The following is a 13,487-nucleotide window of genomic DNA, read 5'->3' as shown; positions in this document are numbered from 1 at the left end:
CCGCCCAACCCGCGCCCCCTACACCGGCGCGACTTCCCGCCGCTCCGCCACCACGCCCCGCGCCTCCGTGACCGCGAGACCCGTCACCGCGGCCAACATCAGCGCCGTGCCCACCACGGTCGCCACCGTCAGGGCCTCACCGAGCAGCGCGATCGCGATGACCGCGGCGCCCACCGGTTCGAGCAGCGTGATCACGGAGACGGTGGCGGACCGCACGACGGCCGCACCGGCGAAGTACAGCGCGTACGCGACCGCTGTCGGGACGGCGGCGATGTACAGCAGATAGACGCCCACGCGCGCGGGTTCCGCGGTGTGCGGCATCAGGCCCTCGGCCGCGGCGAGCGGCAGCAGACAGAGCGAGACGACGGCGAACGCCCAGACCGTGGTGTCGGACGAGTCGGCTCCGCCGCCCCGGCCCCACCACCGCGTGAGCAGCGTCATGGCGGCGTACGCGGCCGCGGAGACGAGCCCCCAGGCCACGCCGGCCGGCCGCACGGTCGCGTCACCGCCGCCGTCACCGCCGCCGTCACCGCCGAGCACGAGCACGACAAGGCCGGCGAGGGCACCCACCACGGCCACCACGCCGGCTCGCCCGAGCCGCTCCCCCAGCGTCAGCCGCGCGCCGAGCGCGATGAGAACGGGCCCCGACCCCATGGTGACGACGGTGCCGACCGCGAGGCCGGTCGCCTCGACGGAGGCGAAGTAAGCGGTCTGGAACACCGCGAGGGCCACGCCCGTCCCAACGATCCGCCGCACCCGCCGCAGCCGCCGCACCCGCCGGGCCGTCGGCTCACCGACCGCGGCGTACGCCTCCGCCTCCGCATACGCCTCCGCGTACGCGTGCGCCGGGATCTGCGTCCGTGTCCGGCGCGACCGCACCAGACGTGCGACCGGGCGTGCGGCGAGCAGCAGCACGAACCCGCCCGCGCACCGCCAGAAGGAGAGGCTGACAGGACCCATGTCGCTGGACCGGAAGACCAGCGCGGCGGCGGCGCCCGCGGTCCCCCACGCGACACCGGCGACGATCAGATAGAAGAGGCCGCGCCCGACGGGCAGGCCTGGAACAGCACTCGAAACAGTGGACACTTCCGAGAAAGTGGACACAGTGGACGTGGTCGAGAAACCCGACGGGCTCGACACGTTCGACGACTTCGACACGTGAGTTCTCCGCAGCAGAGAGGAATGGCTGGCTCCGTCTGCGGGCAGCACCGTTCCGCCCGGCCACCGGCTCGGGCGTGATCCGTGAGCGTCCCGCGCTTAAGCGGCGGGAGGCGGAAGAACGAGTGCGTGTGCGTGCATGACCGGCACCCTAGGACGAGCTTTCGCTGTGCGACAACTCCGTTTCGGCATCCGGGACCGCGCCCGGCACGACGGGCTCGGCCGGCGCCGACGACTGGGCGATGAACGCGCCCACGAGCACGACCGCGCCACCGATGACCTGCGGCGCCGAGAGGTGCTCGCCCAGGACGACCCAGGCCAGGGCGGTCGCGATGACCGCTTCGAGGCAGGCCACGACGCCGGCCACCTGCGGCGAGAGTCTGCGTACGGACAGGACGCCGGTGACGTAGGCGACGACCGTCGCGATGAGCACGATCCAGGTGAGCAGGGCCCAGGCAGGGACGGCCGAGCCGTCCAGGTCCGCGTCGCCCGCGAGCACCGACCAGTCCATGCCCCACGGCCGCGCGACGACGGTCAGCACGGCGGTGCCGACGAGCAGGCCGTAGGCGATGACGCCGAGCGGGTCGGGGGCGTCGTCGCCCGCGTCGCTGCCCTGGTCGGACAGGACGAAGTAGCCGACCTGGCAGCAGGCGGCGCCGAGCGCGAGGAGGAGTCCGACGGCGTCGAAGCTCAGCCCCGCCCACACTTCGACGACGCAGGCGAGCCCGCCGACGGCGAGCACCACACCGAGTGCGGCGGCCCGCGTCACCGGCCGCCGCTGCACGAAGCGCACCCAGCCGAGAACCAGCGCGGGAGCGAGGTACTCGATCAGCAGCGCGACACCCACGGGGATGCGCGAGAGCGCGGCGAAGTAACAGGCCTGGACACCCGCGACGGCGAGGAGACCGAATCCGGCGAGCAGGGCGGGCCTGCTCCGCAGCAGTCCGCGGTGGCGCCACGCGACGGGCAGCATCACGAGGGCGGCGCCCGCGACCCGCAGCCACACGACGTGCAGCGGGTCGAGCCCCGCTTCGATCAGCGGTTTCGCCGCGACGCCGGAGCCACCGAAGGCGATCGCCGAGACCAGGGCGAGGCCCAGCCCGACGCCCCTGCCACTGTCACTGTCACCGGTCTTGTCGCTGCCAGTACCAGGACCAGTGCCTATGGCACTGCCACTGCTCTCCTGAAGCCCCTCGGACGCTCGCACCGGCACATCATGGCAGGCAACGTCAGGAGCGTCATCCCGCTAGACCCCTGTCTCAATCGGCGGACGCCACGCCGCCGTGCTCCCCGGCCGCGTACTGCCTGCACCCCGCATCGATGCGCCGCAGCAGCGCCGGTACGTCGACATGCGCTCGCCCGAGGACCTCGACGGCCCGGCAGTCCGGGTCGGTGACGAGCCCCGCGAGCAGGTCGGTCCCGAGGGCGCGCGGCTCTCCGCGCAGCTCGGCGCGTTCCAGGGCCACGTCCATCGCGGTGGTGGCGGCCGGCGACCAGCCGGTCTCCTTCACCGGTGTCACCACCGGCACGGCACCGGAGTCCTCGACCGTGCCCTGCCACTGCAGGCCGTAGCCGATGCTGCGCTGCACGAGGTAGCCGAGAACCCGCACGGCCTGCGCACCACTGTCGAAAGCGGCGCGCGCCTCGGGGTCGGTCTCCAGGAGGGAGTGCAGCAGGTGCGCGGTATCTATCTGCCGATCCCCGTCACGGACGGCGCGACGACGCGCGCCGACCACCACCGACGCCAGTTCCGCGCTGAGTCCGGAGTCGAGTTCTGCTCGGGTCGGGCCGGGCTCGGCGCCCGGCGGGGTACGGCTTTGCACATCTCCCACCACATCAACCCCCAGGGGCATATGCATCGGCGGCGGGAAGCATCTTGGCGTCCGACACAGGTTGGGCAAGCATGCGATGGTTGTCCTCCTTACGGATGAGATCCACCCCGTCCGCGCGAAGGCGCGCGCGCCGCCTTGCCCCGTGCCGTGCGGGCAACCATCACGTGGCTTCGCACGTCCCACAGACATGGAGAGCAGGAGCTGGATCGTCGCCCTGCCGGCGGTCGACGGCAGGCAGTACGTCTATCGCGTGTACGCACCCGACGACGCACTGCCCGCCGACCTGTTCTGGGAGGCCTGGCACTGCCACGACGAGGGTCCGTTCCCGAGGGCGTCGGACCTTTTCGACGCGGCGGAGATACGACGCGTGAGCTGATCCGTGTCCAGCCTCCGGTGTCCCCCTCAGGACTGACCCGCGCCGTCAGGCCGTCCCGCGCTCCCCGGCCGCCCGCGTCCCGATGACCACGGTGGCGTACAGCGTGTCGTCGCTGACCACCCGGGCCACCAGACCGGCCCGCTCGACGGCGTCGACGGCCGCGGCCACCTGCGCCTCGCTCGTCTCGAAGAGCAGGTGGCCGCCGGGGGCCAGCCACACGGGCGCCTCCTCGGTCACCCTGCGCAGCACGTCGAGCCCGTCCGCGCCGCCGTCGAGCGCGACCCGCGCCTCGTGGACGCGGGCCTCGGCGGGCAGCAGGCCGACCTCTTCGGTGGGGACGTAGGGGACGTTCGCGAGGAGGATGGCGACGCGGCCTCGGAGCGTGCCGGGCAGCGGGTCGTACAGGTCGCCTTCGTAGACGTCGCCCCCGGCGTCGGTGACGTTGCGGCGGGCGCAGCGGACCGCCGCCGGGTCGATGTCGGCGGCGTGCAGTTCCACCCGGTCGAGACCCGCGGCGAGTGCGGCCCCGAGCGCCCCCGACCCACAGCACAGGTCGACGACGACGGCTTCACGCCCGGCGAGCGCGGCGGCCTGGCCGACGAGGAACTCGGTGCGGCGGCGCGGCACGAAGACACCGGGGTCCACGGCTATGCGCAGACCGCGGAACTCGGCCCAGCCCAGAACGTGTTCGAGCGGCAGACCGTCCGCGCGGCGCACGACCATGTCGGCCAGTTCGTCCGGGGTGCGCGCGGTGGAGAGGATCAACTCCGCCTCGTCCTCGGCGAAGACGCAGCCCGCGGCGCGCAGGGCGTCGACCACGGAGGAAGGGTGTGTTGCGGAGAGAGCTGAAATGGGCGTACTCGACATGCTGATGAAAACCTTTCGGGATCCCGATGGGGCTCCCTCGGATCACCTATGCCGGGTGAACCGCGCGGTCGCGAAGGGGGAGCACCCGACCTGCCACTGCGGTAATGGGTCTCACCTCCAAAGCGCGCTGCCTGCGTCTGTCACAGGGCAGGGGAACAGTACCTCACCCTCGGCGAGGGAAGTTACCTGACTGTTCATCAGTATTGAATGTTCCGGGCCCGGCGGCTACGTTCCGCGACACCGTAGCTGCGGCTGTCGCAGCGCCCGACGGGAAGAGGTGGCCGCATGGCCGAAGTCAGCGCGGAAGCACGGATGGAGGCGCCCGCCGAGAAGGTGTGGGCCCAGCTCACCGACTTCTCCTCGTACGGCGAATGGAACTCCACGCACACGAGCTTCCCCCAGGGCGGCCCCACCGCGCTGGAGGTGGGCGGCACCTTCGTGGAGAACATGAAGCTGATGGGCTTTCCCGCCGAGGTCGACTGGACCATCGAAGAGCTGGAGACCGCCCGCACCCTGGCCATCGCGGGCAAGGGTCCGATGGGCGTCCACGTGAGCACCCGCTACACACTCTCGCCCGAGGGGAACGCGACGGTGGTCCGCATCGAAGGGGAGTTCACCGGCGCGGCCGTGTCCCTGATGGCGGGCAAGCTGAAGGACTCGGCGACCGCCGCCCTGAACGAGTCGCTGCGCAAGCTGGACGGCCTCGTCACCTGACGCGCGCCCGACGGACGGGACGCGCGGGACCCCATGCAATGAACGAGGCGCCCCACACAAGCGTGCGGGGCGCCTCATCTGCGACAGGGGCCGTCGGCCCCCACCACGTCAGTCCTCATCGGCGAGGATCAGGTACATCTTCTTGCGGGCATCGTTGACGACCGAGAGCGCCTTTTCGCGCTGCTCCTTGCTGCCGGTCTTCCAGACCTGGCCGAACGCCTCCATCAGCCCGAAACCGGCCTGCCGGACCTCGTTCAGCGTCTCCCAGTCGACTCCGCGGCCGGCCTCTTCCCAGGGGGCATCGGGGCCCTCGGCGGCGGCCTCGCGGCCGGCGTCGGTGAGCGAGAAGAGCTTCTTGCCGCCCTCGCTCGCGCTGCTGATCAGGCCCTCGTCCTCCAGAAGCTGAAGGGTCGGGTAGACCGAACCGGGGCTGGGCTTCCACGCCCCGCCGCTGCGCTCGGCGATCTCCTGGATCATTTCGTAGCCGTGCATGGGGCGGTCCTTCAGGAGGGCCAGGATCGAGGCGCGTACGTCGCCGCGCCGCGCCCTGCCGCGCGGGCCGCCACGCCCGCCCCGGCCGCCGCCCCAGGGGCCACCGGGCCCGCCGAAGCCGGGACCGAACGGACCGAACGCACCGCGGCGCTCCTCGAATCCCCCGAAGCCGCCGAATCCTTCGCGGCCGAAGCCCTCACGGCCCTCGGGGCCGCCGCGGCGGCCGGGTCCGTGTCCACGGCCGTGCTCGTGTTCAAAACCATGGGAACGCATGGCGATCACTCCTTGATGTATCGGATCGATTGAGCAGTCGCGAACCTGTCGCGATGCCTCAACGATATATCGGAATAGTTCGCCTGACAATCCCCGGTCCGGAACACGGTCCTGACCTGCCCGGACGGTCAGCGCCCAGGTCGTCTTCAGCGCGCCGCGCGCAGCGTGAGGAGGTAGGTCGCGGTCACCGCGACGGCTCGGTCCTCGTCCTGCGCGAGGTCCTCGAGGGCACGCGACGTCACGTCCCCCGGGATGTCCGCGAGCGCCTGCGTCAGCCGTCGGCGTGCGGCCGCTCCGGTGGCGCCATCGGTGACGCGGTCGACGAGCCCGCCGGCGATCCGGTCGGCCAACGCGGGATCGGCGGCCAGCGCGCTCAGCGCGTCGGCCGCGTCGACGTCGTTCCTCTCACCGACGACCATGTCGATGAGCGTCGGAACGGCGTCGGACACGCCGCGCGCGCCGAGCGCCAGAGCCGCGCGCCCACGGACCAGCCGGTCGGGGTCGGCGAGGGCGTCCCGCAGCAGCGCGGTCGTCGCCTCGCCGTCCGGCATCGCGGCGATGGCCTGGACGGCACGCTCTCGCACCTCGGCCACCGGCGAACCGAGCCCCTCCGCCAACAGCGCCGGCCCGGCCCCGCCCTCACCGTCACCCCCGCCCGACCGCGCGAGGGCCCAGCGGAGAGCTCCGGCAACGTTCGTGTCCGTCTCGTTCAGCACCGCCTCGACCAGTGCCTCCACCGGCACCGGCGCCTCGTCGACCGAGGACAGTGCCGCGCGTTGGCGCGTCCCCGCGCTCTTCGACCCCAGCCCCTGAAGGAGGGCGACGGTCTGGAGGACGTCCTCCCAGCCCGCGGGTTCCGCGACACCGATCCGGCGCAGCCGCGTGAGCAGCTCCACCTCGGCGGCGATGCGTTCCCGCGTCTGGCGCACGAGGTCGTCGACGAGCTCCGTGGGCGCGAAGCCGGGATCGTCGAGCGCGCGCCCGACTTCACGCAGCGAAAGTCCCAGCGACCGCAGGCTCTCGACATGGAAGATCCGCCGGATGTCGTCGTCGGAGTACTCCCGATAGCCGGCGCCGGTGCGCCCCGTCGGCCGCACCAGGCCGAGCGCTTCGTAGTGCCTGAGCATGCGGGCACTGACCCCCGACCGCCGTGCCACGTCACCGATCAACACGGTCCAGGACTCCTCATCACGGATCAGCACAGTTCAGCACAGCTCAACACAGATCAATACGGATCAAGACGGATCAAGACGGATCAAGACGGATCAAGACGGTCTAGGTGTCCTCCTGGCCGCTCACACCGAGGACCGCCACACGCTTCGCCTCCTCGACCGCGAACTCGAACCCCGCGTCCGGGTCGTGCAGCAGCCGTTCGGTGGCGCTCGCATGCCGGCGTACGAGCGGGTCGGGCCCCGTCATCGCGTCGCGCAGGACCGGCACGATCAGCTCGCCCAGCGCGATCAGCGCCCGGCTGAGGCTCAACTGCGTCTCACGGCCGCCGCGCCCGAGCTGGGTCGCCAACACCCGGGCGAGCTCGGGTGCGTCGTCTTCGGGCACGAGCACGACCGCTGCCCGCCAGGCGCTCCGCGCCACCTCGTCGTCCGCGTCGGTCAGCAGCTCCCGTGTGATCGCCGGCCACGCCTGCCGGTCCCCGATCTTGGACAGGGTGTGCAACGCCTGACTCCGTGCCTGCGCACCCTCCGAGCGGAGTTCACCGACGAGCCGGGGAACCGTCATCGCCGACGAGTGGCGTGTGAGCGCCCATGTGAGCATCTCGCGCACGGAGAACTCCGGTTCGACCGCGCACCGTTCGACGAGCTTGTCGACGCAGCGCGGGTCCGGGGACGTGCCGACCGCCAGCGCCGCCCGCAGCCGCACCGAAGAGCTGCCGCTCTCCAGTGCCCGGAGCGCGCTCACCGTGTCCGCGTCCTCTTTCTGCATGGTCATCGGGACCACCTCCTCGCCCGCAGTGAAGACCTTGTCACGGTGTCAAGGTCAAGCGGAGGCACGCCGGGAGACGCCCCGGAGAACCCGCCCGGCCCACGCCCCGCACAGACATCGGCGCCGACCACCGCCAGTCCAATTCATTCACGACGACCAGTCCGCGACCAGGCCAGCCACTCCGAATTGGCCTTACCTACCGCGCTCCGCGGCCCTCTACCGTGATGCCCATGCCGACTTCCGACGCCCCTTCCCCCGCCGCGCCCCGCACCTCCCACCGCATCCGCGTCGTCGACGCCTTCACGGACCGTCCCTTCGCCGGCAACCCTGCCGGGGTCCTGCTCCTCGACGCCTTCCCCGACGACACCTGGCTGCAGCACGTCGCCAGGGAGGTCAACCACGCCGAGACCGCCTTCGCCCACCCGCTGCCCGCGGGCGGCGACGCCGACTGGGCGCTCCGCTGGTTCACGCCCGCCACCGAGGTCGACCTCTGCGGCCATGCCACTTTGGCCACGGCCCACGTCCTGCACACCACCGGCGCCGCCTCGGGCACCGTCCGCTTCACCACCCGCAGCGGCATCCTCACCGCGACCGCGCACGAGGACGGCACCCTCACCCTCGACTTCCCGACCGCCCCGCTCACCCCGGCCGAGCTCCCCGACGGCATCGCCGAGGCCCTGGGCGCCGAGCCGCTCGCCGCGTACGACACGGGCCGCAACATCGGCGACCTGCTGGTCGAGCTCGCCGACGAGAAGACGGTCAGGTCGCTCGCACCGGACCACAAGGCCCTCGTCCGCCACTCCGAGCGCGGCATCATCGCCACCGCCCTGGCCGAGGACCCCACCGGCGGCTACGACTTCGTCTCGCGCGGCTTCTTCCCGCGCGTCGGCATCGACGAGGACCCGGTGACGGGCAGCGCGCACACCGCCCTCGCCCCCTTCTGGTCCGAGCGGCTCGGCCGCACCGAACTGACCGGCCTCCAGGCCTCGGCCCGCACCGGCCTGGTCCGCACCCGGCTCCATGGGGACCGCACCCTCCTGACGGGCCGCGCGGTCACGGTCATCGAGGGCGAGCTGTTCGCCTGACACGGCGAGGAAGCCGACACGGACAAGAACCGGGCGCTGCCTACGACGGCGTAGGCAGCCAGCCCACCTTCCCCGCGAGCAGCGCGTAACCGACGAACGCCCCGATGTCGAGCAGCGAGTGGGCCACGACCAGCGGCCCGACCCGGCCCCACCTGCGGTAGAGCAGCACGAAGACCACACCCATCGCGAGGTTCCCGACGAACCCGCCGATGCCCTGGTACAGGTGGTAGGAGCCCCGCAGCACCGAACTGCCCACCAGCGCGGCCATCGGCGTCCACCCCAACTGCCCGAGCCTGCGCAGCAGATAGCCGACGACGATGACTTCCTCCAGGACCGCGTTCTGTACCGCGGACAGCACGAGGACGGGGTACTTCCACCACACGTCCGGCAACGCCTCCGGCACCACGGTGAGGTTGAACCCGAGCCCACGGGCCGCCAGATAGAAGGCGATCCCCGTGCTGCCGATCACCGCGGCGATCGCGGTGCCGCGCCCCAGGTCCGGCCATGGACTCGTCCGGTCGAAACCGATCGTCCGCAGTCCCGCCCGCTCCCGCAGCAGGAAGTGCGCGACCAGCGCGACCGGCACCAGCGCGGTCGTGATGCCGAACAACTGCCACGCGAGATCCAGCCACGGCCGCCCCGGCGCCGCCGACGCGTTCAACGTGGCCGCCTGGTCTTTCAGACCACCCGGCTTGGTGACCGAGCCGACAAAGCTGATCAGCGCGGACACACCGCTCGCCCCGAGCGACACGGCCAGGACGAGCAGCGTCTCATCCCTCAGGGTCCGCCGCGAAGGCCCGTCCGCTGGAAAAGAACCGGCCACCGGCCCGGACTCCGCTTGCACTTACGCCTCCAGTTGAGTAATCCCGCCTCATCCCCATCCTCGTCCCGCTAGGGTCTCGAAAGAAGTTACGAAGACCGTGCGCGACAGGCCGAGGGGGGCGGACGCCGGTTCCGGGCGTACAGCCCCCTCTTTCCTTGCTTCACCGTTCAAGGAGGGGCACCACCGCCATGGGACGTCACAGCTTGCCCGATGAGCGCGGGACGGCAGCGCCCGACCCCCGGCCGCGTGCACGCGTACGCACGGTCGCCATCGCCACGGCGCTCGTCCTCATGGTCGCGGGAGGCGCGGCGGCGGCCGTCCGCGGCGGACTTCTCTCCTTCGGCGACACCTGCGGCGACGACGCGGTGCGCCTCCATGTCGTCGCCGCCCCCGATGTGTCTCCCGCCCTGCGCGAGGCGGCCGACGACGCCCGCGAGAAGGAGATCACCTCGGACGGGCACTGCATCGACGTACGGGTCACCGCGCGTGATTCGTACGAGGTCGCGGCCGAACTCCGCGCCGGCAAGGGCGATCCGGAGTACGACGTGTGGGTGCCGGACTCCGATCTGTGGGTGGAGCGCGTCGGCCTCGGCGCCAAGCGGGCCAAGATCTCCCCCGCGGGCAACATCGCCTCCTCTCCCGTCGCCATCGGCATGGTCCCCACCGCCGCCGCATCGTTGGGCTGGCCCAAGAAGACGTACGACTGGCCGCAGTTGGCCGAGGCCGCCACGAAGGGCGACAAACTGCGTCTGGGCGCGGCCGACCCCGCGCGCAGCGCGACCGGCCTGCTCGCCCTCGCCAAGCTGGGCGCGTCCGCGAAGAAGCAGGGCGGCGAGGAGGGCAACACCCGGGCCGCCGCCATGGCGAAGGCCCTGTCGGCCCGGACGGCCGACAGCGACGGCCGGCTCCTGGACACCCTGGCCCGCGACGGCTCCGGCGCCGAACAGGGCAACCCCCGCCGCAACCAGGCCCTGATCCTCTCCGAGCAGGCCGCGTACGCGCACAACGCGTCGGCGGGCGAGGAGAACAGCCTCGATCTGTTCTACCCCAAGGACGGTTCACCCCGGCTCGACTATCCGTACACGCTCGTCGAGGACGACCGCATGTCCACCGACACGAGCCGGGCCGCCCTGCGCTTCATGACGATGTTCAGCGACGAGGACGGCAAGCAGATCCTGACGGAGCACGGTTTCAGGACCGACCCCGACGAGCCGTCCGACGAACTGGTCGCCGCCGCCGGAGGCCGCGCCCCGCAGCCCTACGCGGACGAGGCCACGGAGCCGCCGTCGGACAAACAGCTCCAGGAGACCCTGGGCATGTGGACGATCACGGTGCAGAGCGCCCGCCTCAGCACGGTCGTCGACGCTTCGGAGTCCATGCGTCAACTCGTCCCCGGCCGCAACCAGTCCCGCATGGAGGTCACCAAGGCCTCGCTGCTTCAGGCACTCGCCGGCTTCACCGACGAGGACGAGATCGGCCTGTGGGAGTTCGCCACCAGCCTCGACGGCACCCGCGACTACCGCGAACTGCAGCCGACCCGGCGCCTGGGCGGCCGCAAGGGCGGTGTCACCCACCGCGACAAGCTGTCCGAGGCCTTCGGCGCCCTGCAACCCGTGCCGGGCGGCGCCACCGGTCTGTACGACACGACGCTCGCCGCCTACAAGAAGGCCCGGTCGACGTACGCGAGCGGCAAGTTCAACGCCCTCGTGATCCTGACCGACGGCGCCAACCAGGACCCGGACAGCATCTCGCGCAGCTCCCTGCTCTCCCAGCTGAAGGGCCTCACCGACCCCAAGGAGCCGGTGCCGATCATCGCCATCGCCGTCGGCCCGGAAGCGGACAAGGACGAGGCCGAGCAGATAGCCGGAGCGACCGGCGGCTCCGGCCACCAGGTGGACGACCCGGCGCAGATCCACGCGGTGATCCTCAAGGCCATCATGGAGGCGGGCAGCAACCAGGGCTGACCCCAGGGCTGCCCCCGGGGTCTGTCCCCTCAGGGCCTCCGTCAGCCCAGCGGCACCGCGGGCTGCCGGAGCCCCACGGGCCACGTGTGCACCGGCTCTCCCTCGTGCATCAGTGCGCAGTACCTCTTGGTGGTCGCGGCCAGCGCCTCCTCCCTGGCCATCCCGCTCTCCAGGGCCCGGTGGTACGTCGCCGCCTGCCACGACGCGCCGTTGACCCGCCGCCGGCACCGCTCCTCGATCACCCCGAGGTACAGGTCCCGGTCGGCGGCCTCCACGCCCCACGCGTCGAGCCCGGCGGCCGCGAGCGGCAGCAGCTCCTCGCGTACGAGCCGGACGGCCGCCACCTCGACGAGGCCGCCGAGCCTGCCGCGCCGCGGCCACCGCAGTGTGGCGTCGATGCCGTGCCGGCAGGCGGCGTCGAAGTTGCGGGCGGCGGCCTCGAAGGGCAGCCGGGACCACACGGGCCGCGCCTCCTCGGCGAGCGCCCGCACCAGCCCGTAGTAGAAGGCGGCGTTGGCGATGACGTCGGTGATGGTGGGGCCCGCGGGCAGCACCCGGTTCTCCACCCGCAGATGCGGTACGCCGTCGGCGATGCCGTACACCGGGCGGTTCCAGCGGTACACGGTGCCGTTGTGCAGGACGAGTTCGCCGAGCCGCGGCACGCCGCCCGCCTCGAGGACGCCGAGCGGGTCCTCCTCCTCCATCAGGGGCAGCAACGCCGGGAAGTACCGCAAGTTCTCCTCGAAGAGCTCCAGCGGCTCGGTGATCCACCGCTCCCCGAACCAGGTGCGCGGGCGCACGCCCTGGACCTGCAGCTCGGGCGGCCGCGTGTCGGTGGACTGCAGGAACAGCGGTGGCCGCGACTCGCGCCACAGCTCACGGCCGAACAGGAACGGCGCGTTGGCGCCCACGGCGACCTGTGCCGCGGCGATCGCCTGCGCCGCGTTCCACACGTCGGCGAACCGGCCCGGCGTGACCTGAAGGTGCAACTGCACGGACGTGCACGCCGCTTCGGGCGCGATGGACGAAGAGGTGCAGGTCAGCCGCTCCACACCCTGGATGTCGAGGGCGAAGTGCTCGCCGCGCGCCGCCACGATCTGATCGTTCAGAAGGGCGTAGCGGTCCACGTCGGAAAGGTTCGCGGAGACCAGATCGGCGCGGTTCAGAGTCGGCAGAATTCCGATCATGACAATGCCGGCGTCGAGCTCGTTCGCTTTCCTGTGGGCGTAGTTGAGACCCGTGCGCAACTCCTCGGCGAGGCGGTCGAGAACGCGTCCGCCGAGCCGGTGCGGGGCAATGTTCACTTCCAGATTGAACATTCCGAGTTCCGTCTGGAAATCCCGGCTCGCGATGCGCTCAAGCACCTGCGCATTCAACATCCTCGGCAGTCCGTCGGGCCCGGCGAGATTCAGCTCGATCTCCATGCCCATCAGATTCTTGGGACGATCGAATCGCTGCTCCTCCAACAAGCGCTCCAGCCCCGTAAGGCACTCTCGGAGCTTGCCTCGGTAGTGGTGCCGATCGGCCAGGTCGAACGTGCCCGCTACGACCTTCTCCCCCATCGAAGCGTCCCTCCTCGATCGGGCAGCCAAGGATCCGGCCGCTGTGTACGGGTGATGATGCCCAGGCAATGTGATCGATAACGCCCCGCGCGGGACCACCGGCCGGTACGCTCGACACGGCGGTTGTCCGGCACATTCACCAGGCATGCGGCACAGTGAAGATTCCCTTCCAACGCGCCTGGTCAAAGTACCGGCAGAAATCGGCCGACCGCACGCCCGGAGAAATCCGAGGTCATGACACCAGGGGCCCTGCGAAATCGGGAGAAAGGCCCCACAAGTGCGACTCATAAAAGCCTTGCTCGTAATATGCGCAGCGTCTAGATGAAACACTGCTCGAACACGTCTCGTATAAACTGCGCAATCTAGGCAGAGAGTTGGCGCTCGCGGCCCCAGCCCCCGC

At 71.3% G+C, this 13,487-nt stretch carries 13 protein-coding genes; 4 read left to right on the top strand and 9 right to left on the bottom strand.

The features are described 5' to 3' along the window. Positions 1–18 precede the first annotated feature (18 nt). The 3 genes from AB0N81_RS29900 to AB0N81_RS29890 form a co-directional block, all read right to left on the bottom strand. Positions 19–1,086 carry a DMT family transporter gene (locus tag AB0N81_RS29900; protein WP_365363727.1) on the bottom strand — a complete coding sequence of 356 codons (1,068 nt, stop codon included), beginning with the start codon at positions 1,084–1,086 and terminating at the stop codon, positions 19–21. Positions 1,087–1,309: 223 nt separating this feature from the next. Further along, positions 1,310–2,323 (bottom strand): EamA family transporter, encoded by a 1,014-nt coding sequence (locus tag AB0N81_RS29895; protein ID WP_365363926.1) that lies wholly within the window; start codon positions 2,321–2,323, stop codon positions 1,310–1,312. A gap of 94 nt (positions 2,324–2,417) precedes the next feature. Beyond that, positions 2,418–2,981 (bottom strand): Clp protease N-terminal domain-containing protein, encoded by a 564-nt coding sequence (locus AB0N81_RS29890; RefSeq protein WP_365363725.1) that lies wholly within the window; start codon positions 2,979–2,981, stop codon positions 2,418–2,420. A 196-nt stretch (positions 2,982–3,177) separates the two neighbouring features. Here AB0N81_RS29890 and AB0N81_RS29885 point away from each other — a divergent pair, with 196 nt between their 5' ends. Continuing rightward, the gene (locus AB0N81_RS29885; RefSeq protein WP_365363723.1) at positions 3,178–3,366 is read left to right on the top strand and encodes a hypothetical protein; all 189 of its coding nucleotides are present in this window, start codon (positions 3,178–3,180) and stop codon (positions 3,364–3,366) included. Positions 3,367–3,411: 45 nt separating this feature from the next. On the opposite strand, the gene AB0N81_RS29880 is transcribed toward AB0N81_RS29885, so the two are convergent. Then, complete coding sequence (locus tag AB0N81_RS29880; RefSeq protein ID WP_365363721.1) at positions 3,412–4,233, bottom strand: putative protein N(5)-glutamine methyltransferase; 822 nt, start codon at positions 4,231–4,233, stop codon at positions 3,412–3,414. A 285-nt stretch (positions 4,234–4,518) separates the two neighbouring features. On the opposite strand from AB0N81_RS29880, the gene AB0N81_RS29875 reads away from it, so the two are divergent. Next, entirely contained in the window at positions 4,519–4,947 is a 429-nt protein-coding gene (locus tag AB0N81_RS29875; RefSeq protein ID WP_365363719.1) for an SRPBCC family protein, read from the top strand. A 108-nt stretch (positions 4,948–5,055) separates the two neighbouring features. Here the strand turns inward: AB0N81_RS29875 and AB0N81_RS29870 are convergent, their stop codons facing one another. From AB0N81_RS29870 to AB0N81_RS29860, 3 genes are all read right to left on the bottom strand, one after another. Continuing rightward, on the bottom strand, positions 5,056–5,712 hold the full coding sequence (locus tag AB0N81_RS29870; RefSeq protein WP_365363717.1) for a PadR family transcriptional regulator: 657 nt from the start codon (positions 5,710–5,712) through the stop codon (positions 5,056–5,058). 146 nt (positions 5,713–5,858) lie between these two features. Further along, positions 5,859–6,884 (bottom strand): MerR family transcriptional regulator, encoded by a 1,026-nt coding sequence (locus AB0N81_RS29865; RefSeq protein WP_365363715.1) that lies wholly within the window; start codon positions 6,882–6,884, stop codon positions 5,859–5,861. A 103-nt stretch (positions 6,885–6,987) separates the two neighbouring features. Then, positions 6,988–7,659 (bottom strand): HEAT repeat domain-containing protein, encoded by a 672-nt coding sequence (locus tag AB0N81_RS29860; protein ID WP_365363714.1) that lies wholly within the window; start codon positions 7,657–7,659, stop codon positions 6,988–6,990. Positions 7,660–7,883: 224 nt separating this feature from the next. Between AB0N81_RS29860 and AB0N81_RS29855 the strand changes: the two genes are divergently transcribed. Beyond that, entirely contained in the window at positions 7,884–8,738 is an 855-nt protein-coding gene (locus AB0N81_RS29855) for a PhzF family phenazine biosynthesis protein (RefSeq protein ID WP_365363712.1), read from the top strand. Between the two features lie 40 nt (positions 8,739–8,778). Here AB0N81_RS29855 and AB0N81_RS29850 read toward each other — a convergent pair whose 3' ends face one another. After that, positions 8,779–9,582 (bottom strand): type II CAAX endopeptidase family protein, encoded by an 804-nt coding sequence (locus AB0N81_RS29850; protein ID WP_365363710.1) that lies wholly within the window; start codon positions 9,580–9,582, stop codon positions 8,779–8,781. Between the two features lie 167 nt (positions 9,583–9,749). Between AB0N81_RS29850 and AB0N81_RS29845 the strand changes: the two genes are divergently transcribed. Next, positions 9,750–11,525 carry a substrate-binding and VWA domain-containing protein gene (locus AB0N81_RS29845; protein ID WP_365363708.1) on the top strand — a complete coding sequence of 592 codons (1,776 nt, stop codon included), beginning with the start codon at positions 9,750–9,752 and terminating at the stop codon, positions 11,523–11,525. A gap of 41 nt (positions 11,526–11,566) precedes the next feature. Here AB0N81_RS29845 and AB0N81_RS29840 read toward each other — a convergent pair whose 3' ends face one another. Beyond that, positions 11,567–13,087 carry a glutamate--cysteine ligase gene (locus AB0N81_RS29840; RefSeq protein WP_365363706.1) on the bottom strand — a complete coding sequence of 507 codons (1,521 nt, stop codon included), beginning with the start codon at positions 13,085–13,087 and terminating at the stop codon, positions 11,567–11,569. Between the last annotated feature and the right edge of the window lie 400 nt (positions 13,088–13,487).

Origin of the sequence: Streptomyces sp. NPDC093510 (genome assembly GCF_040683555.1) — a bacterium.
Lineage (GTDB): Bacteria > Actinomycetota > Actinomycetes > Streptomycetales > Streptomycetaceae > Streptomyces.
This window is presented reverse-complemented; position numbering and strand designations above follow the sequence as displayed.

Excerpts from the sequence above, each read along its gene's own strand:
- AB0N81_RS29885 (WP_365363723.1), top strand. The coding sequence starts at position 3,178 with ATGGAGAGCAGGAGCTGGATCGTCGCCCTGCCGGCGGTCGACGGCAGG.
- AB0N81_RS29880 (WP_365363721.1), bottom strand. The coding sequence starts at position 4,233 with ATGTCGAGTACGCCCATTTCAGCTCTCTCCGCAACACACCCTTCCTCC.
- AB0N81_RS29875 (WP_365363719.1), top strand. The coding sequence starts at position 4,519 with ATGGCCGAAGTCAGCGCGGAAGCACGGATGGAGGCGCCCGCCGAGAAG.
- AB0N81_RS29870 (WP_365363717.1), bottom strand. The coding sequence starts at position 5,712 with ATGCGTTCCCATGGTTTTGAACACGAGCACGGCCGTGGACACGGACCC.
- AB0N81_RS29860 (WP_365363714.1), bottom strand. The coding sequence starts at position 7,659 with ATGACCATGCAGAAAGAGGACGCGGACACGGTGAGCGCGCTCCGGGCA.
- AB0N81_RS29855 (WP_365363712.1), top strand. The coding sequence starts at position 7,884 with ATGCCGACTTCCGACGCCCCTTCCCCCGCCGCGCCCCGCACCTCCCAC.
- AB0N81_RS29845 (WP_365363708.1), top strand. The coding sequence starts at position 9,750 with ATGGGACGTCACAGCTTGCCCGATGAGCGCGGGACGGCAGCGCCCGAC.
- AB0N81_RS29840 (WP_365363706.1), bottom strand. The coding sequence starts at position 13,087 with ATGGGGGAGAAGGTCGTAGCGGGCACGTTCGACCTGGCCGATCGGCAC.